Source organism: Fictibacillus sp. EA-CB0309, assembly GCF_055814265.1.
In genome coordinates this window covers 3,809,909-3,828,900 of record NZ_CP169271.1, presented here as the reverse complement: position 1 = coordinate 3,828,900, position 18,992 = coordinate 3,809,909, and the positions used below count along the sequence as shown (strand labels likewise).

The window sequence follows — 18,992 nt, the reverse complement described above, 5'->3', positions numbered from 1 at the left end:
TATTCTGTGTAAAATTTTCCTGTGTGGGGAAGATAAAAACATAGGAGGGATATTGATGAAGGATGATAAAGAACAAAGAATCGATCAAGAAACATCAGACGGGTTGAATGAGCTTGTTGAGATCATTAACGCTAAAGGTGATACAGGTGAGCTAAAAGAGATCGTTGAAAAATACGATAATAAAAAAGAAAAAGAACATTCACCATTATGCAATGATGACTTTTTCTATGCCGATTTAAGAGCGATTGCAGAAGATGGTGCAAGAGAAGATTGATAATAAATATAAAACTCAAAGCTCCTATGCTTTGAGTTTTTGATTGCCTTGTAAAGCATGATGAACAATTTTTTGAGAAGAAACGGGCTGGTGAATACACTGTAGAGCAGACTTCATGCCCCTGCTAGTTGTTGGTTGTGAACCAACCTTTGTACGTGATCAGCAATTTTATCTGCTGAATCTGCGATTAGTGCAGCTCCATGCGCTTGAAAATGTTTTGCATTTTCAGCTTCCTGTCCTGGTACAGGCTTATATAAGATAAGGGGCAGGTGAAGTGCTGCGGCCTCTGTTATTGTGATACCACCTGGTTTTGTAATCAAACAATGAGACAGTTTTAAGATTTCATGAAGTTCTTCTACATATCCAAACAATCGGAAATTTTCCGGGTATTGAATAGCGGTTGGTAACAGTTTTTCATATAAAGCATTATTCTTACCGCAAATCACAATGACTGTAAGGAATGGGTCCTTGAGCAAGCGCTCAGCCAAGTGCTTTACATTCTTAAGAACACCCTGTGCGCCAGCAAGAATGGTAACAACACGCTTGCTACGAGAGACTTGATATTTATCTAAAATCACTTCTTTATTAATGGATTGGTAGAAACCTGGACGAATCGGAATGCCGCTCACCGTAATTTTATTTTCATTAACTTGGTGTCTCATTAAACCTTGTTTAACTGAATCAGACGCTACAAAATAGTGGTCGATAGAAGGATTGATCCAAAAAGGATGAGCAAAGTAATCTGTAATTACGGTGTAGATTGGAATGTTAAAACGTGACTTTTTAAGTAAAAATGGTGCAGCGTGAAGCGGAAAAGTTGTAATGACAAAACGAGGGTGATGTTCCTCGATAAGTTCAATGAATCGCTTGCGGCCTAAGTAACGTGAAAACTGGGTAATCGTGGTTGCATTTAGCTTATTAGTTCCGTAATAGAACCATTTATAAAAAGAAGAGCCATGAGAGAAGCTTTTGATAAAAAGAGACTGTGTAATCTGAGCCATAAGTGGATGAGCCTCTCCAAATAAATCTGAAATGATTGGTTCGTACCCTTTATTCCTAATCTCTTCAGCGAGAACATTTGCGACCTGGACGTGACCGCTTCCGTAGTTTGCTGTTAGGATTAATGCTGTTGGACGTATCATGAGAAAACCTCCCCAGTCTTTTGAATTTAGAATAGCAGGGGATTTTAAACGCAATATGAAGAAGATAAGAATGTTTTGTAAAAGGTAAAAATGATTAATGATACAATAAGGTAGATTCATAATTTAATAAGATCCGGTAATCACGGTGTCTGTAATAGACTTAAAAGGGAATCTGGTGTGAAACCAGAACTGTACCCGCAACTGTAAGTGCTGACGAAATAAGCAAAACCACTATCGAACGATGGGAAGGGCTTAGAGTAGGTATAAGGCACAAGTCAGGAGACCTGCCGTGATTATGTCGTTGATCTTCTTCGGGAGTTGGGAAGATAAGACGCATGGTATTTTAATAGATTGGTTTTAAGTATCTGTTATGTATTCTTGCGTGCACCCATCTTGGCTTTTACTAGTGTGATGGGTGTTTTTTATGTGATTTGATGAGCGTCTAATCTGCGCTTAAACCAACTCCCTCTATTAAAACAGGAGTGTTTAAACTCCGGAAAAGAGGTATGGTATGGAACAGCAGTTGTCAGCAAACGTTTCACGAACGATTCAAACAAAGTTGGTGTTGCCTCCCGACACCAATCACATGGGAACGATCTTTGGCGGAACAGTATTATCATACATTGATGAGATCGCAGCCATTGCAGCTATGAAGCATAGCAAGAAAGTTGTTGTAACAGCATCCATTGATAATGTAAACTTTTTATCGTCCGCTAAAGTTGGTGACATCCTCATTTTAGAGGGAGTTGTTATCTCAACGGGAAGAACTTCAATGGAAGTGTACGTAAAAGTAGAGTGCCAGAATTTAGAGACGGGTAACAGAACGTTAAACACAACGTCTATCTTAACAATGGTAGCGATCGATAAGGATGGAAAGCCATCTCCCGTTCCAAGCGTAATACCAGAGACGGAAGTAGAGAATGCTTTTTTTGACAGTGCTCCATTAAGAAAGGAGCGGCGTTTGCTGTATAAAAACGTAAACTCATAACAAGAAACGCCAGATGACAAGAAAGAGGGAGAATTCCAATGAAAGTGAAAAATATGATATTTGTGATATTGGGATTCTTTTTCCTGAGTTTAGGAATGGTGGGTATTGTGTTGCCATTGATTCCAACAACACCATTTCTGCTGTTATCATCGTATTTTTTTGTAAAAGGGTCTAAGAAATTTGAAGTGTGGTTTAAAGGTACTCCCATCTATAAAAAGCACCTTGAAGAATTTATCCAGGAACGCTCTTTAACGCTCAGAAAAAAGATCATGATTAACCTGTTTGCAGACTCCATGATCTTGATTGCATTTATAATGGCTGAGAGTACAATAGTAAGAGTTATTTTAGTCCTTATTGTGTTGTATAAGTACTATTATTTTATTTATAAAATTAAAACAGCAAAAAGGTAAGGAGTCTGACCCAAATAGTGAACCACTTTCTGGGTCATGGCTCTTTTTTGTGCACAGAGCGGGGGAGAAGGTGAAAGATGTGGTATGTGTGTTTCTGGCAAGAACGTTTGCAGGAACTGTTGGTGTTAGAAAGACGGTCAAAAATATATTCACGTTAATTTCAATAATTTCACGTTAAATGGAATATATTCACGTTAATCACTATAATTTCACGTTAAATAAGATATATTCACGATAATAAAAATGCCCGATGAAGGCGGCTTAATTGCACCTTCATCGGGCATATTATCATTCTTGTGATAAAGGTTTGGAACATAGCCACCAATCATAACACTTAATCTCTCCAGATTGCGCTTGTTCCGCACGCTGTTTGGCTTCTTGAACGGTTTTAGGTGCTGGAACGATAATGCGGTCTCCGATTAGTTCATTTTTTGGCCAGTTTGCAGGTGTTGCTGCCTGATTGCTATCAGCGGTCTGCAAAGCTTTAACCGCTCGCAATATCTCATGAATGTTTCGCCCGACATTCTCAGGATACGTAAGAATAAGCCGGATTTTCCCGGAAGGATCCACGATATAAACACTTCGAACGGTTCTTGTTCCCATCGTTGGATGAATCATCCCAAGTCTCATTGCCAATTTACCAAGGCTGTCAGCAATAATGGGGAAGGTGATCTCAACTTTTAGATTCTGTTGAATCCACTCGATCCATTTAAGGTGAGAGTACACCTGCTCTACAGACAAACCAATTAAGTATGTGTTGAGCTTCTGAAATTCTGGCATAAGTTTCTGAAATGCTACAAACTCTGTTGTACAAACAGGGGTAAAGTCTCCGGGATGGCTAAAGAGGACAAACCAATGACCTTGATAGCTTGTTGGGAGGACAAGTTCCCCAAGGGTGGTATGAACTGTCGTCTCCGGAAATAGATCTCCAATAAAAGGCTTTGTAACTGCTTGTGCAGAATCCATTTCTCTCCTCTCCTATCTCTGTTGGTTTCCCATCATCTTGCTCTTTTTCAACAACTGAGACTCTCCTGTTTTCTCCCACTCTTCAACTTGTTCGATGGCTTGCTCTGGTGTGAACCCTTGGCCGACCAGCACACCAGATAAAATAAACTCCTGATATAAGTGTGTAAGGTTAATGCCTTCTTCCGTTTCTTGTAAAGCTCTTTTTACTAAAGGATCAATATAGGTCACCCATTGATCCGCGACACTTTGCGTTTGAGGCTGAGGTGCGCTTTCCATTTGTGGAAGGCGGGATGAACCAGGTTGACTGTTTAGTGTATATAAGTAGTTGTACTTAGCGCTATGCTTAATTTCGTCTGTAATAATGTTGAACAGAATGTCTCGGTAATACCGGTTAGGGAGCCCTTGCCGAATAACACGGTATTTCTCAACAGCAGCAAGTTCCCCAAAAGCGCTTTTACAAGGCCATCTTTATAGGTTTTTGGACGCTGAAACTCTTCGCCGTTTACAGGTGGTACTTCTTGACCTGTAATATCTTTATACATCATTCTGAAAAGCTTGTTATGCCTTTTCTCATCATCACGAATGGAAGCGATGATTAATTTCTCTTCATTTGTCGGTGCTTGTGAAATTAAATACTCATAAAACAGCTGATCTTCTCTTTCTCCTGCAACAGCTTCTCTCATAAGCTGTAAGGATAGTTGCAGAGCCTGCTGCTGACCGGCGCCTTGCTGTTGTTGTTGTTGTTCTGGATTCACATAGCTCATTGGTATACCCTCCAAAAAGTAAAGTCGCAATAGTCTATGCGGTAGCCTAACTTTTGTTCTCTGTCCGTTCATCCCGCACCACTTGTCCATCAGCTGAATATGAATGAAACTATAGCTTGTTTTTAGAATAGGAAGTGTACGAATTGGAACTGTTTTGGTTAGCAATAGGTGCAGCAGCCGTTTTTTTCATAGAGGCGGCAGGGTGGCTCTATTGGCGTTACCTAGGAAAAGGATCGCTCAAAAAATATATGAATGAAGATCAAAAGCCTGAAGGGGATTTTAAGATTATCCATAAGTTTAAAACCCCAACGCAGAACATTGCTTTAGTGGATGTTGAAGGTGAGATGTGGATCTACAGCAATGGAGACGTAATGTTCAGCACAACAAAAGATGAAGATGAATACGCAGATGTTATTGTGCATATTCCGATGGCTGCTGCTAAGGAAGTTAAGAATGTCTTAATCATTGGAGGGGAGGCGGTATAACTACCCGTGAAGCTCTCCGTTATGATGAAGTCGTAACCATTACCGCTGTTGATGTGGACGATGTTATGATGAACTTCGGTAAAAAGCTGGATCGCTTAGTTGAGTTTAATAAAGGATCGTTGAATCATCCTAAAGTAAAAACCGTTATTGCAGATGGCAGGAATTATGTAGAGAATAGTTCGGAGACATGGGATGTAATTATTGTTGATATACCAGAACCTACTTCCAAGTGTCCAAGTCTATCAAGATTGTTTACTTTGCAGTTTTACAATCAGTTAAGAGATCATTTAAATCCTGGTGGCGCGATCTCTGTGGCTTGTTCTACCTCAAGTTGGATGCCAGAGTATATGTGGAGTATAGAAACTACATTGAAAGAGGCGGGCTTTTTCACCGTTCCTTTTCATAACTTCTCTCTAAAAGATGGAGAAGATTGGGGATATATTTTAGCGACTACATTGCCAGTTGAAGCAGAAGATATACAGCTTAAGATAACGTCAGACTTTTTAACAGAAGAGAAACTGCATGACGTTTTGCATCTGCCGTATTATCTTGTGAACTGGAATGACGAAGGAAAAGTTCAAACAGATGAAAACAAAGTGTTGTTGGAGATTGTAAAAGAAGCGTTTGGGTACTGATGAAAAGCACTTGCTAAAAAAGCAGGTGCTATTTTCATGCATTTTAGTTACGAAATAACGTAGCTTAGTTGTGAAGAGATTTACTGGTGGAATTGGCTGACATATACTGAATCCACAAGATAGAAATAAGGAGAGGGAGGGCGGAGGATGAAGATTACCATTATAGAAAATGACGATGCAGAAGAGCTTGAAATTGTTCTGAAATGCAAAGAGATGAACGAGGAAGTCATCAAAATCTTAACGTCACTTAGATCATTTGACCGCAAAGTAATGGGTTTAATTAATGGAAAAACCTATCTGCTTTCACCAGATGATATCTACTACTTTGAATCTGTCGATAAGAAGAACTTTGCTTATACGCGAGAACACGTATATGAAGTATCGATGAGACTTTATCAGGTAGAAGAAATGTTCGGCGATGCTCATCTTTTTCGCGCTACTAAATCCACCATCATAAATTTGGACAAAGTCAGAACCATCACACCTCGATTCGGGGTAAGGTAGAAGTGATGCTGGAAAACGGAGAAAATATGATTGTTTCCAGGCAATACGTACCTTTGTTAAAAGAAAAATTAGGATTTTAAGGAGGAACTGAGCATGTGGAAAAAGGTCATGGAGTTTACGGTCCAATTCAAAATGATGATGAGCTTATTCTTCTCAGCAGGAATCATTATGTATGTGGTTTTTGGTTTCATGATGGGAGTGAGGGAGATTCCGTTTGAACTCATCGTGCAAATCTTTTTCTTAAGCATTCTTGTTACCGTGTTTCAATATATGTTTTGGAATGAAGAAAGCAAAATCAAGCTGTCAGCAGCTACAAAACTATTTATTGAATATGTCTTGCTTGGCATCGTGTTATTCGGAATGTCACAAGTTTTTCACTGGTTTAATGTAGGATCAGAAACTTTCTATAACATGATGATTTTGTATCATGTCATCTATATCGGCGCCATCTTTGGATTTTCGATTTATTTTAAAGTACTTGGGATGAAATATAATCAAAAAATGCTACGATTTAGAGAGCAAAATCAAGGTAAGTAACGCTAAAAGATCGTTTAATCGCCAGTAATCAAAATAAGAGGATGACCGCAAATGGTCATCCTCTTGCTATTAAGCGCTTTTAAGCAACCTTATCCACTTTTTCCGCTTTCTCTTCGAAAAGATAATTCTTTACAGCGTTTGTAGAGAACTTCGCTTTTTTTACAAACAGCGGATTCAATACTGCGACAGCCGCAAAGTTAGCCATCAATCCCCAGAACCCTTCATAGATTCCTAGAGAAGTTCCCGTTGAATAGACGGTAAACGTAACGGCTAGTCCAACAAGCAAACCGATGATTGTGGCTTCTCTTGATTGGTTTCTCCAAAACAAGCTGATCACGATTGCCGGGAAGATCTGTACCATTCCGGATACGCCGAGCAATTGCAGAGAAACGAGAGCCTGTGGAAACACAAGTCCAAACAATAAAGCCAGTCCAATGACGACGAACACCATGCCGCGTGTAATCATCGTCAGTTTTGCACCCTTTACTTTCGGGTTGATAAGATCACGGTAAATGTTGTTCGCAAAAAGGTTAGATGCACCTATTGCCATGATGGAGCATGGGATGAGTGATGCGAGTGCGATCGTTGAATACGCTAAGCCCTGACCGATACCACCGTATGACGTTTGAATAAGTGCTAGTAATGCAAAGCGCGGATCTGTTCCATCCGGCAAAACTAAGAATGCGATAAAACCTAGGAAAACAACAAGAATTAAAACAATATTATAAAGCGGTAGAAACAGTGCATTTTTTCGAATAGCGTCAGCACTTTTTGCTGTGAAAACGCCTGTTGCTGCATGTGCCCACATAAAGAGAGCGAGTGATGAAACGAATGCTGCTGTAATGAACCACGATATTCCTTTTGGTCCTTCGTTAGGAATTGTTAGAAGCTGAGGCGCTTCAGTGACGATTTTATCGACCATCGGGTTCCAGCCGCCAAAGTGCATGATTGGTAAGGATACAACCATAAATAACATAATTGCCCAAACGAGCACATCTTTAATGATTGCTGTATAGGTCGGTCCTTTAATACCACTGAAGAACGTATAAAGAGCAACGAGCAAGAACGAAGTGATCACGACCACTTTTACATTGATAAAACCTGTTCCAGCAACTTGCAGCGTATCTTGAATACCGCTCAGCTGCAGACAAATATATGGAATAAGCATAAGTACGCCAACAATGGCAATTAAAGAAGAAAGAAGCTTGGAATCAAAACGCTCACGTGCATAATCTGCTAATGTCGTAAGTTTATGCTCATTTGCGACTTTCCATAGTTTCGGAAGGAAAAATACGAGATAAAGTAAGCAAGAACGGAATAGGGAATTGCAAAGAATGCGAGACTTCCCGCTGTATACGCGGTACTCGTTAATCCTAGGAATGTATAGGCCGTGTAAAGGTCAGCCCCAACTAGAAACCAGACAAGTAAACCGCCAAAACGTCTTCCGCCGACAGACCATTCCTCAACCGAACTGCGGGTAGCTTTGTCTCTGCCTGCGAGAAACCCGATCAGAACAACCGTTAAGATGATAAATATTGTGATAGACAGTGCTGTAAGATTACCCTGCTGCATTTAGTCCAAGCCTCCTTGAGATTTCTGTAGTTGATAGATGCCAAAGGTGCAAAAAGGAGTTAATACGATCCATAAAAACAGCCAAAACTGAAGAAACGGAAGTCCTAGAATAATAGGATCGATTCTGTTTGCGAACGGTAAAACGACCAGCTGCGCTATAAATGGAGCAGTAATGAGTAAGACCATTAATAATTTCTTCATGATGTATTTGTCCCTTCTGTGGTGTTTTTAGAAATATAATGTTCACAATCATAACAGCTTAGAAAGAGGGGAACAAGGGGAATTAAATAAATTTTTAAAATATTTAATATTATTTGATAATGAAAGGGTTTACAAGTTGATTGAAGACAGAATAGGGGTAATTTCGGCTGCTAAAAAGAGTTCTACTTATACGTGGAGGGGTATCTGAGTAGTTAATTCGAGAAATTCTTGAAAAAATTCCGGAGATTTTGGAGTTTTTCCCGCGAGTTTTGGCAATAATCCCGCGAGTTTTAGTCATATATCGGCGAGTCGACATAGCTCGACAAGGATTGGCTATCCCTATACCCTCCACCTCAATAAAGAACGATCGCGAGGTTTATCTCCAGTACAAATAAAGAGCCCATTTCATAGTGAAATGAGCTTCTACTATCTATTTGTGGATGTTACCAATCTTCACGTTGAAAATGTTTCCCTTCCATATTTCCAACACCATCAGGGGTACTGAGCCCATTTTGCTTAATGTGGTTCGCATCCTTTACATAAAAATGATATTTCCATCCTTTTTCATTTTGGAACTCTACTAAAAAAACATATGGATTGTATTGTCGGCCAATGTTTTGAGTAATACTCCACTCTTCACTGGGGTAACAATCTTTTAAATAATGAGTGAGCTGTTCTTTTTTTATAGAAACCTGATAATTGATCCAGAGCGGGCGTATCAAGAAAAATGCAAGAACGAGCACTACAATGACACTCGCAGTATATAAACCTATTTTTCTTTTAGTTTTGGGAATAAATAAAGCAATAACGAAAAGCACACTGATAAGTATCAAGGTAAAAGTGATTTCAATGACTGTAATAGGATGTAAATTCATACGAGAGTGCCTCCATCCCATAATAGAGAAGAATTATAGTACAGATATTCTACATAAATGACGATTTTCTTCTTTTCACGCATGGGGATTCCTTGCCTAAAGAACACCGAAGTGAACGGAAATTCAATATCACCAAACAAAAAAGCCGACCCACAAGGCCAGCTTTTACCACAAATACGGCTTAACAACCATAAACCACAGCATGATCATCAACAATGCAATATAAATCCAAACGGCTCGCTGCAGCTTATCTGACAGCTCATTCTTATCAATCCCATCATCACTAAACTTACGCAGAGTCGGCGAAAAAGCACGGGCCAAAAAGAACAGTGAGCAGAAAAGGATGATTAAAGTCATTAGAATCCATGGCGTATCCCACGTCCACGGTCCTGATAAAACAAGCAGTACACCTGATAATACCAGAACGTGACCCGCATGTTTGGCGAGCCAAACGACAAAACGAAAGGTTCCAAGATGAGCGTTCATCTCATCACCTGAAGCTATTCGCAGTTTTTTTATCAGTGGTAAAAGGATAAAGAACGGCCCGATGGAGACGATTACGCTTAAAATATGGATATATAATAAAACCCGGTACAAAAAATCCATTGCGTTAATAATTAGCCTTTAACAGGACTGAATTCGTGAACCCAAACTTGCATATGCGGCAGCCAAGGCATTCCTGGGTGATACGAAAGAATAGCATTTTTGTACTCTTCTACCGACGCAAAGCCTTCATGCTGAGCGTGTTCATCTGTTAGTTCACCAAGTGATTGACGGTACACGTTGTTCACTAAAAACTTATGGCCTTCGAGCTCCATAATTTCTCCAACATCAGCATATCGTCCGTTACGGCGTGTTGCGGTTTTCTTGCCTTCGATCACTTTTGCAACATCCTCAGGCATCGTTACAAGTCTTTCGATTGAACATGTTTTTGGCGGCAAATTGTTGTTTTCATGATTTGTCATATGTGAAAACTCCTTTTCTATTTTCTCCATTTCCTAATGTATCACACTTCATGAATAAGTCTGTCTATTTTTTAACCAAAGAAAACGGTAAGATGTGTCTTTGCTATGTGGAGTCAGTACCTTTATAATCAAGAGATGACTCTACCTGAGGGAGGCTAATTAGGTTTTGATAGAAAAAGCAAAGCAAATGCTGAATTTGCATTACGGTTATTCTTCATTCCGAAATGGACAAGAGCAAGCGATACAATCGGTTTTAGCGGGTGACGATACACTCTGTGTTATGCCTACAGGTGGCGGGAAATCGATCTGTTATCAAATACCTGCACTTGTTTTTGAAGGAACGACAATTGTTATTTCTCCTTTAATTTCTTTAATGAAAGATCAGGTTGATACATTATTGCAGTTAGGTATATCCGCGGCCTTCATCAATAGTTCACTTACAGCGGCAGAGGCGAGAGAACGAATTGAAAAGGCGAAAAGCGGTGAGTATAAACTTTTATATATTGCACCAGAACGCCTAGAATCCTATGACTTTATGGATCATTTAAGGCAGATCGACATTCCTTTAATCGCGGTAGATGAAGCCCACTGTATCTCGCAATGGGGACACGACTTCAGACCGAGCTACCAACGTATTCAGAGAATGATCGGCAATCTTCCGAATCGTCCGGTAGTATTAGCATTAACAGCAACTGCTACACCACGCGTTCGTCAAGACATCTGCTGGTCGCTCGATATTGACGAGAACAAGACGGTATTAACAGGATTTGAACGTGAAAATTTGTCCTTTTCCGTAATTAAAGGACAAGACCGTCTTTCGTATTTAAAAGATTTCCTTAAAAAGAACGAGAAAGAAGCTGGAATCATATACGCAGCAACACGTAAGACGGTTGATCAGCTTTATGAGACTTTGCAAAAAAGCGGCATCAACGTTTCACGTTATCACGCAGGGATGAATGATAACGAGCGCATGGAGCAGCAGGAACAGTTTCTTCAAGATGAGTCATCGGTCATGGTGGCTACTTCAGCGTTCGGGATGGGTATTGATAAATCAAACATTCGATATGTTATCCATTTTCAGCTGCCTAAAAACATGGAGAGTTATTATCAAGAAGCGGCCGCGCTGGCCGTGATGGACTTCCAAGTGAATGTATCCTACTATATTCTTCACAAGATGTTCAGGTACAACGTTTTCTGATTGATCAGTCTAGTGAGCAGGATCGTATGGCGCAAGAGCTAGAGAAGCTTCAACTCATGGTGGACTATTGCTACACCGAAAGCTGTTTGCAGCAATCGATCGTCCGCTATTTTAGTGATGAAGAAATACCACCATGCGGCCGGTGCGGCAACTGTACAGATAATCGTGATAGCATCGATGTGACCAGAGAAGCGCAGATCGTATTGTCCTGTATCGTGCGAATGGGGCAGAAGCGTTTCGGAAAGACATTGATCGCACAAGTACTGACCGGTTCCAAAAATAAAAAAGTGTTAGAGATGCGATTTAATAAGCTGCCAACTTACGGCATGCTGAAAGATAAAAGCACGAAAGAAATAACAGACCTCATTGAGTTTTTTATCTCACAAGAGATCATCGCCGTTGAGCATGGTACGTTCCCAACTCTTTATATAAAAGAGAAAGGGAAGGACATCCTGCTTGGTAAGGAACAAATCATGCGCAAAGAAGCAGTCGTAACAAAACAAGTGGCTGTAGATGATCCGCTATTTGAAGAACTTCGAATCGTTCGTAAGACGATAGCTGAACAGGAAAACGTTCCGCCGTTCGTTATTTTTGCAGATACTGCTTTAAAAGATATGTGCGTGAAACTGCCTGAGTCAAAAACCGAATTTTTGAGTGTGACTGGTGTTGGTCAAAATAAATTAGAGAAATATGGTGAGCGTTTTATCTCTGCCATTTCTACTTATTTGGCTGAGCATCCAGAGCGAAGAGAAAGTGCTAATCAAAGTACGGTTTCAAAAGCACCTGCAAAAAAGGCAACGCCTGATTCTCATCTTGAAACATACACTTTCTATAAAGAGAAAATGTCTGTAGATGAAATTGCTGAACACCGCAATCTAGCCGTGAGTACGGTCGAGAGTCACCTCGTTCAATGCATGCAAGAAGGAATGGACGTTCATATGGAGGATCTCATTCCAGATGAATATGTCTCGAAAATTGAACATGCCATTCAACAAGCTGGCGGAGAAAAGTTAAAGCCGATCAAAGAATTACTTCCTGAAGAAGTAAGTTACTTTATGATTAAAGTGTACTTGCTGCAAAACGAAAATAAGAAACGGGTGACAAGATGAAGAAGAACGTCCGATTAAAAGTAAAACCTTCTTATGTGAAGGGGTTAAAAACAGGCTATCCGCTAATCACTGAGGATGCTGTACAAAATATTAGCAACGTAAAAGAAGAAGGAACGATTATCGAACTTTTTGACGAAAAGAATGTATTCCTTGGTAAGGGATACTACGGCAAACAAAACAAAGGTCGTGGGTGGGTGCTCACGCAAAATTCACAAGAACTCATCGATCAAGAATTTTTTGAAAAGAAACTGAAAAAAGCGATCAACCATCGACAAGATCTTTTTAATAATTATGAAACCACAGCATTCCGCGTTTTTAACGGTGAGGGAGACGGAATCGGCGGATTGACGATCGACCACTATAACGGCTTTTACGTTCTAACTTGGTATAGTGAAGGCATCTACTCTTTTAAGGATGAAGTGATCGCTTCTCTTAAAGAGCTTGTCAAGGTAAAAGGCATCTATGAGAAGAAGCGTTTTGCTGTAAAGGGAAAATATATTGATGATGACGATTTTGTTGAAGGTGAACAAGCGCCAAGTCCACTGATCGTAAGAGAGAACGGCATCCACTTTGCAGTTTATCTGAACGAAGGTGCGATGGTCGGTGTGTTCTTAGATCAGCGTGATGTACGAAAAACAATTCGTGATCAATATGCGAAAGGGAAAACCGTTCTAAATACGTTTTCTTATACAGGTGCGTTCTCAGTTGCAGCGGCTCTTGGTGGTGCGGCGAAAACGACAAGCGTTGACTTAGCGAATAGAAGTCGAAGTAAGACACAGGAACAGTTCAGTGTAAATGGTCTGAATTATGAGGACCACGACATTATTGTAGAAGATGTGTTCAACTACTTTAAATATGCAGTTCGAAAGCAGTTATCATTTGATCTTGTTATTCTCGATCCGCCTAGCTTTGCACGTTCAAAGAAACATACGTTCAGTGCGGGGAAGGATTATCCTGAGCTGTTGGCACAAGCGATTCAAATCACTGAGAATAACGGTGTGATTGTTGCGTCGTCAAACTGCTCTACGTTCGGTATGAAGAAATTTAAAGAGATGATTTCTGCAGCCTTTAAAGAAACAGGCGGCACGTATAACATTTTGGAAGAGTTTAAGCTTCCGCAAGACTTTAAAACGCATAAAGAGTTTAAAGAGGGAAACTATTTAAAAGTTGTGTTCATTGAAAAATTAAGCTAACCGGCGAAAGGGGATCTTCATGTCGATCAGTAACGAACGCCGTATTTTAATTATGACTTCTGTAGCTGCTGAGAAAGAGGCAATCTTGAGAGGAATTGGCCGAGCGTCTTCCGTTGATGTGGTATTAGCTGGAGTTGGACCGATCTCAGCGGGCGTCCAAACAACAAAAGCTCTATTAACGAAAGACTATGATCTTGTAATTAACATGGGAATTGCAGGAGGTTTTCAGGGTAAAGCAGATGTTGGAACACTAGTTATTGCAGATGAGATGATAGCAGGAGATCTTGGCGCAGAATCTCCTGATGGATTCATAACATTGGATGAACTTGGTTTTGGGGCTTCTACTCGCATACAAGCAGACAGCGAAATGGTCATGCACTGTTTAACGTCATTAAAGCTCGCAGGGGTACCTGTTCAACTCGGCAACGTTCTAACTCTGTCTACGGTGACAGGTACTTCTGAAACGACGAAGAATCTTCAGGATCGCGAGCCGGATGCGGTAGCAGAAGCGATGGAAGGCTATGGTGTAGCGTTTGCGGCTCAAGCATTCGGAAAACCTGTACTCGAGATACGATCCATATCAAATCCGATTGGCCCGCGAGATCGTTCTGCTTGGCGTATGAAGGAAGCGTTCGATACACTAGAGAGAGCCAGTAAAGTAATCGCGGAGGTTTTGAGATGAGTAAAATGAGTATTGCTTTTTCACCTTGTCCGAATGACACATTTGTTTTTCATGCATTGGTTCATGGCCTCGTTCCTGGGGCTCCTGAATTTGATGTTACATATGCAGATATCGATATTACGAACGGATTAGCAGCTAAATCAGATGAACTTGATATATTAAAGATATCTTATGCAGCGCTTCCTTACGTATTGGACAAATACGCACTAATTCCTTGCGGAGGCGCACTGGGGCGAGGCTGCGGCCCGCTTGTACTTGTTAATCAGCCAGGAGAAGTGAAACCTGAAATGCTGTCTGGAGCGAAAGTAGCTGTTCCGAGTGAACGTTCGACAGCATACATGTTATTCCGTTTATGGGCAGCTAAAAATGTACCGGGTGGAGTTGGAGAGATCGTCGTTATGCCGTTTAACGAGATCATGCCAGCTGTAAAAGAAGGCCGTATTGATGCGGGTCTTGTTATTCATGAAGCACGGTTTACGTACCAAAATTATGGGCTGAATCTATTAGCCGATATGGGCAGCTGGTGGGAAGAAGATACAGGCCTGCCGATTCCATTAGGAGCAATCATCGCGCGCCGTTCACTAGATTTAGAGTCTATTTCAAAATGGATTCGAGAATCAGTTGAGAGTGCGTGGCGCGATCCTGACGCATCGCAAGCATACGTGATGCAGCATGCAAGCGAGCTATCAGAGGAAGTAGCGAAGTCACATATCGATCTCTACGTGAATGATTTTACCGCTGATCTCGGTGATAAAGGGTTTGAGGCGATTACGACACTACTGAATCGTGCAGGTGAAGAGGGCATTGTGCCGAGGAATGATTATACAAAACTGTTGAAAATTTAAGAATGGACAAATTAATTCTTTGATTGGACAGATTATTATGGACTTTGGACAGATTATCATGGGAATCGGACAGATTAATCCCTAGATTGGACAAATTATTTAATGAATCGGACAAATTATAGAAATTAACCACTCTCCACACCAGCGCATACCTTATAACGAGAAGAAAAACTGTTATAAGGAGGCGCAATATGTCTAATACAAATGTATTAACACTCATTGGGGCTTTATTAGCTGGTTATTTTCTGCTTGCACTTCCACTAGGCGGTACGTTTTTAGCTGCATTCGGTCCAGCAGTTAAAATTATCGCGATCCTAACTGTTCTCGTATTCGGAGCTGTATTAATCTACAAAGGACTCCGGGATATATTAAGAAAATAGATGATACGGAACCCGCTGAAGATAGCGGGTTTTGTTTTTTTATTTTGAAAGCAACCCTTTCAGTTCCTCAGTCATCTTCTCCACTAGTTCAGGCCGACCATGAAATTGTGCAGGCGTGTTTTGAAAAAGCTTCATGAACCAACCTGATTCCTTTTTAATTGCAACAACGGTATGATGCGTATTCAACTCTGGCGAAAGTTCCGTTTTCCCCACCGGCACCATTCCTGCGATCGCCCGAAGGATCACAGCATCATCACTTAAGAAGGATATGTTTTTCACTTTTGCGTAATAAGGAGGGGTAGGAAAGCTGCTGAAAATCGGCTCCAAATGTGAATGTATTTCTTCAGGACCGAACGCCTGGCTGCCATCATAACCAATCATCTCACCGTCTTCTGTAAAATAATCAGCCATACCACGTGCGTTTCGCTCATTCCACGCGTTTAAAAATTGTTGATACAAAATCTCAACCGCCTTTGTTTCCTCTGTGTTCATATCCAGTCCTCCATATGTACATTCATTTATTTTCATCATAACAAAAAAACAGTCACCAACAAAAATGGTGACTGAATCAAAAATTATTTTTGCCGTGCGGCAGCTAGCCGTTCAACTTCTTGGTCTAGCCTTTTTTGAATATCGTCCAGCTTTGAGAAATTCATAGCTGCTATATAAATTTTCTCCAGCTTATCATGCTTACTTTTTGCGTCTGCCAAAAAGCTTATGGCTTCTTTCATTTTCTGTGAATAACGGCCGCTGATCTCCTTAAGGCTATCAAAATATTTTTCATCCGTACCTGGTTTAATGGTCTTCGCATACATATCAACAATAGAATCTCCTTGGCGTTCAGGGAAATACTCGTGAGGAGCTGTGCTGTCGAAAATCGCAAATCCTAGCTCTCTTACAATGATCATATCAAGGCTATTAGGATCGAAACCACAATGATAAATTTCTACATCGTATCCAGAAGCTTCAGCATTCGCCGCTAATTTCTTTAACAAAGTGGATTTACCTGATCCTGGCCGTCCTTTAATAAGGTACCGTTTTTTCAAACCCTCTGTTAAGTTTGGAACAAAATCAACAGCTCCCTTTGGAGTAGCTGCTCCTAAGAAACGGTGATACACGTTTGCTTGTTTATTAACTTTTTTGGAAAAGAACATGTGCATTAATTCATCGGTAAGTTTGTTTGCTTTGTTATAATCCATGTTCATGATATAAATTTCTTCCCATTCGTCATGAATGAGGAGTGCTTCATGAAATGTTGCGTATGCTTTTTGGTAATCAGCAGATATCGACTCAGACAGCTGAAGAATTTCATTTTTACTCTGTGCTAGCTTTTTTGAATTCCAAGCTTCCCCTAAGTTCACGTATTCCTCGATAGCACCTGGAGCTTTTGGTTCAATAACATGTGGTGAAGTGCCGTCAACGATTCCAATACTTAATTCCCGAAGGATAACCCCGTCGATTGACCCATTATCAGATGCGCAATGAATGTATTCTACATCATAGCCCTCGTCGTTCCACTTTTTCCCGATTGATTTTATTAATGTGGACTTGCCAGTACCAGGGCCTCCTTTAAGGATAAAAAGACGATCAAGACCATTAAGGTTGGATGCGAATAAGTTGTGAAAACCCCTTGCCGTATTGCCGCCAGCGTAATAATTTAGAATTTTTCCAGTCAATGTTAAAAACACTCCTCTTTAGTGTAGTTGTGTTTCTACAAGCATGTTATGTGAGAAGAAAGGAATAGGTGATAGCCTAAAAAAACACATTTATTATTTAAATTGTTGAAATATGATGAAATAAAAAGAAATTTTACGAATGAAGGAGTATGGTTAGCAAAAGAGGAATAAATACACCTCAAATCACATAATATTGATTATTCTGAATATTTAAATAAAATTTAGAATAAGTTAATATGTAGTTAACAAAGAAACACCACCTTTACAAAAGGAAGGCGTGATTCCAATGAAATAAGTTAGCGAAGCATATCAAATCACATCCAGTTAGAGATCAGCCGGTGAAAACTGATTTCGAGATGTGTGGATATGTGGGAACGCGCAAATACGCATAACGAAAGAGGTTGATTCCAATGACTTATGTGAGCGAAGCATGCTAAAATCGTGTTGCAGACGGAAATAGCCGGTGAAAACTATTTTCGCAGCATGTGGGCATGTGGGAAACTACCGAGGTAAAGGAAAAAAGTGAAAAAGTAAAAAAGGAAAAATAAGATCTAATGCAAGGCAATTGATTGAACGAACAATTAATTGAAGTCTAGTTATGGGACAAATAACTAGCATTTGTGTATTAGGAAGAAAGGAAAGAACGTTTAAGTGAATAAAGTGAGTTTAAGCTAAAGGCGCTGTTTATGTGATGTATGCATATTCAGCGTCTTTGTTTTGTTATAACATAGGTATGTTAGCAACATGCTAAATGACACGATGGAAGATGAGAGGTTATTAATTATGGAAACTTTACTCATTTATCAAGATGATTCTTCTAATAAGTTTTGGAAAATTAACCAAACAGGAAATTCTTATATGGTTACTTATGGAAAAGTGGGGACAGTTGGAGCGATAAAAACAAAAACATTTGAATCAGAAAAGAAATGCCGTAAAGAAACCGATAAACTCATCCGCTCTAAGATGAAGAAAGGATATGTACCCGCAGAATCAAGCAAACTAGTATTAAAAGATACCACCATGACAGAAACACTGTTTTGGGAACTGATTGATAAATGCAAAGAAAAAGGCGATGATGCTGAAGAGCAAATGGAATGGCTTATGATTCAGCTCTCGAAAAGACCTGTAAAAGATATCATCATGTTTGATTTCATATTCAATACCTATTATATTAAATCCTACACATCAGAACTATGGGCTGCAGCATACATCATAATGGGTGGGTGCTCTGACGATTGTTTTGATTATTTCAGAGCTTTTCTGCTATACCTCGGAAAAGAAGCTTATGAGACAGCTATAAAAGATCCTGAGTCACTGTTGCCATATTTAAAACTAATAGAAGAGCAAGATGAAATGCCTCAACTTGAAGAGTTATTGTCTGTAGCGTGTGAAGCATTTGAAGAAAAGACTGGCCAAGATTATGAAGAGTACCGAGATTTATATGATAAGTTAACAAACGAGCAATATAATCAACCAGAAATCGAATTTGACTGGGACGAAGATGATGAAGAAGGACTGAGAAAAAGTTTCCGCTTTTATGGGAAGCTTATGGCGAATCCCCGATTGAATACTAATTACATAAAATCAAAAC

21 protein-coding genes, 3 pseudogenes and 1 riboswitch are annotated in these 18,992 nt (G+C 40.0%); of the genes and pseudogenes, 13 read left to right on the top strand and 11 right to left on the bottom strand.

Annotated features, from left to right (window positions below; genetic code table 11):
- Positions 1–55 precede the first annotated feature (55 nt).
- Positions 56–274 carry a hypothetical protein gene (locus ACEWFH_RS21570; protein ID WP_473725623.1) on the top strand — a complete coding sequence of 73 codons (219 nt, stop codon included), beginning with the start codon at positions 56–58 and terminating at the stop codon, positions 272–274.
- A gap of 113 nt (positions 275–387) precedes the next feature.
- Here the strand turns inward: ACEWFH_RS21570 and ACEWFH_RS21565 are convergent, their stop codons facing one another.
- Positions 388–1,416 (bottom strand): MGDG synthase family glycosyltransferase, encoded by a 1,029-nt coding sequence (locus ACEWFH_RS21565; RefSeq protein ID WP_473725622.1) that lies wholly within the window; start codon positions 1,414–1,416, stop codon positions 388–390.
- A gap of 126 nt (positions 1,417–1,542) precedes the next feature.
- Positions 1,543–1,722, top strand: a riboswitch (cobalamin riboswitch).
- A 205-nt stretch (positions 1,723–1,927) separates the two neighbouring features.
- Between ACEWFH_RS21565 and ACEWFH_RS21560 the strand changes: the two genes are divergently transcribed.
- A complete protein-coding gene (locus ACEWFH_RS21560; RefSeq protein ID WP_473725621.1) occupies positions 1,928–2,404 on the top strand; it encodes an acyl-CoA thioesterase in 477 nt (158 codons plus the stop codon).
- A gap of 38 nt (positions 2,405–2,442) precedes the next feature.
- On the top strand, positions 2,443–2,814 hold the full coding sequence (locus tag ACEWFH_RS21555; protein ID WP_473725620.1) for a YbaN family protein: 372 nt from the start codon (positions 2,443–2,445) through the stop codon (positions 2,812–2,814).
- A 288-nt stretch (positions 2,815–3,102) separates the two neighbouring features.
- Here ACEWFH_RS21555 and ACEWFH_RS21550 read toward each other — a convergent pair whose 3' ends face one another.
- The 3 genes from ACEWFH_RS21550 to ACEWFH_RS21540 form a co-directional block, all read right to left on the bottom strand.
- A complete protein-coding gene (locus tag ACEWFH_RS21550) occupies positions 3,103–3,780 on the bottom strand; it encodes a peroxiredoxin (RefSeq protein WP_473725619.1) in 678 nt (225 codons plus the stop codon).
- Between the two features lie 12 nt (positions 3,781–3,792).
- Positions 3,793–4,008, bottom strand: coding sequence for a hypothetical protein (locus tag ACEWFH_RS21545; protein WP_473725618.1), 216 nt, complete (start codon positions 4,006–4,008; stop codon positions 3,793–3,795).
- 80 nt (positions 4,009–4,088) lie between these two features.
- Positions 4,089–4,544 carry a ferritin family protein gene (locus ACEWFH_RS21540; protein WP_473725617.1) on the bottom strand — a complete coding sequence of 152 codons (456 nt, stop codon included), beginning with the start codon at positions 4,542–4,544 and terminating at the stop codon, positions 4,089–4,091.
- Between the two features lie 143 nt (positions 4,545–4,687).
- On the opposite strand from ACEWFH_RS21540, the gene ACEWFH_RS21535 reads away from it, so the two are divergent.
- The 4 genes from ACEWFH_RS21535 to ACEWFH_RS21520 all read left to right on the top strand — a co-directional run bounded on the left by ACEWFH_RS21535 (position 4,688) and on the right by ACEWFH_RS21520 (position 6,705).
- Positions 4,688–5,029 (top strand): hypothetical protein, encoded by a 342-nt coding sequence (locus ACEWFH_RS21535; protein ID WP_473725616.1) that lies wholly within the window; start codon positions 4,688–4,690, stop codon positions 5,027–5,029.
- Positions 5,026–5,664, top strand: coding sequence for a spermine/spermidine synthase domain-containing protein (locus tag ACEWFH_RS21530; protein ID WP_473727391.1), 639 nt, complete (start codon positions 5,026–5,028; stop codon positions 5,662–5,664). Before ACEWFH_RS21535 ends, ACEWFH_RS21530 begins: the two co-directional genes overlap by 4 nt.
- Before the next feature lie 147 nt (positions 5,665–5,811).
- Positions 5,812–6,168, top strand: coding sequence for a LytTR family DNA-binding domain-containing protein (locus ACEWFH_RS21525; RefSeq protein WP_473725615.1), 357 nt, complete (start codon positions 5,812–5,814; stop codon positions 6,166–6,168).
- A gap of 93 nt (positions 6,169–6,261) precedes the next feature.
- Positions 6,262–6,705 carry a hypothetical protein gene (locus ACEWFH_RS21520; protein WP_473725614.1) on the top strand — a complete coding sequence of 148 codons (444 nt, stop codon included), beginning with the start codon at positions 6,262–6,264 and terminating at the stop codon, positions 6,703–6,705.
- 79 nt (positions 6,706–6,784) lie between these two features.
- Here ACEWFH_RS21520 and ACEWFH_RS21515 read toward each other — a convergent pair.
- The 5 genes and pseudogenes from ACEWFH_RS21515 to ACEWFH_RS21495 all read right to left on the bottom strand — a co-directional run bounded on the left by ACEWFH_RS21515 (position 6,785) and on the right by ACEWFH_RS21495 (position 10,318).
- A pseudogene (locus ACEWFH_RS21515) lies at positions 6,785–8,277 on the bottom strand (sodium:solute symporter family protein).
- Complete coding sequence (locus tag ACEWFH_RS21510) at positions 8,278–8,478, bottom strand: DUF3311 domain-containing protein (RefSeq protein ID WP_473725613.1); 201 nt, start codon at positions 8,476–8,478, stop codon at positions 8,278–8,280. It lies immediately after the preceding pseudogene.
- Positions 8,479–8,921: 443 nt separating this feature from the next.
- Positions 8,922–9,353, bottom strand: coding sequence for a hypothetical protein (locus ACEWFH_RS21505; protein ID WP_473725612.1), 432 nt, complete (start codon positions 9,351–9,353; stop codon positions 8,922–8,924).
- Positions 9,354–9,518: 165 nt separating this feature from the next.
- The gene (locus tag ACEWFH_RS21500; RefSeq protein ID WP_473725611.1) at positions 9,519–9,959 is read right to left on the bottom strand and encodes a hypothetical protein; all 441 of its coding nucleotides are present in this window, start codon (positions 9,957–9,959) and stop codon (positions 9,519–9,521) included.
- An 11-nt stretch (positions 9,960–9,970) separates the two neighbouring features.
- Positions 9,971–10,318, bottom strand: a complete 348-nt coding sequence (locus ACEWFH_RS21495; RefSeq protein ID WP_473725610.1) for an ASCH domain-containing protein — start codon at positions 10,316–10,318, stop codon at positions 9,971–9,973.
- Positions 10,319–10,484: 166 nt separating this feature from the next.
- On the opposite strand from ACEWFH_RS21495, the pseudogene recQ reads away from it, so the two are divergent.
- The 5 genes and pseudogenes from recQ (at position 10,485) to ACEWFH_RS21470 (ending at position 15,725) form a co-directional block, all read left to right on the top strand.
- Positions 10,485–12,625: pseudogene (recQ, locus tag ACEWFH_RS21490) on the top strand (DNA helicase RecQ).
- On the top strand, positions 12,622–13,818 hold the full coding sequence (locus ACEWFH_RS21485; protein WP_473725609.1) for a class I SAM-dependent rRNA methyltransferase: 1,197 nt from the start codon (positions 12,622–12,624) through the stop codon (positions 13,816–13,818). The pseudogene recQ and the gene ACEWFH_RS21485 overlap by 4 nt, the downstream one beginning before the upstream one ends.
- 19 nt (positions 13,819–13,837) lie before the next feature.
- The gene (locus ACEWFH_RS21480; protein WP_473725608.1) at positions 13,838–14,500 is read left to right on the top strand and encodes a futalosine hydrolase; all 663 of its coding nucleotides are present in this window, start codon (positions 13,838–13,840) and stop codon (positions 14,498–14,500) included.
- Between the two features lie 5 nt (positions 14,501–14,505).
- The gene (locus tag ACEWFH_RS21475; protein ID WP_473727390.1) at positions 14,506–15,345 is read left to right on the top strand and encodes a 1,4-dihydroxy-6-naphthoate synthase; all 840 of its coding nucleotides are present in this window, start codon (positions 14,506–14,508) and stop codon (positions 15,343–15,345) included.
- A gap of 191 nt (positions 15,346–15,536) precedes the next feature.
- A complete protein-coding gene (locus ACEWFH_RS21470) occupies positions 15,537–15,725 on the top strand; it encodes a hypothetical protein (RefSeq protein WP_066243047.1) in 189 nt (62 codons plus the stop codon).
- 39 nt (positions 15,726–15,764) lie between these two features.
- Here the strand turns inward: ACEWFH_RS21470 and ACEWFH_RS21465 are convergent, their stop codons facing one another.
- A complete protein-coding gene (locus ACEWFH_RS21465; protein WP_473725607.1) occupies positions 15,765–16,217 on the bottom strand; it encodes an SgcJ/EcaC family oxidoreductase in 453 nt (150 codons plus the stop codon).
- An 83-nt stretch (positions 16,218–16,300) separates the two neighbouring features.
- A complete protein-coding gene (locus tag ACEWFH_RS21460) occupies positions 16,301–17,401 on the bottom strand; it encodes a PRK06851 family protein (protein WP_473725606.1) in 1,101 nt (366 codons plus the stop codon).
- Positions 17,402–18,184: 783 nt separating this feature from the next.
- Here ACEWFH_RS21460 and ACEWFH_RS21455 point away from each other — a divergent pair.
- A pseudogene (locus tag ACEWFH_RS21455) lies at positions 18,185–18,975 on the top strand (DUF4240 domain-containing protein).
- Positions 18,976–18,992: the final 17 nt, after the last annotated feature.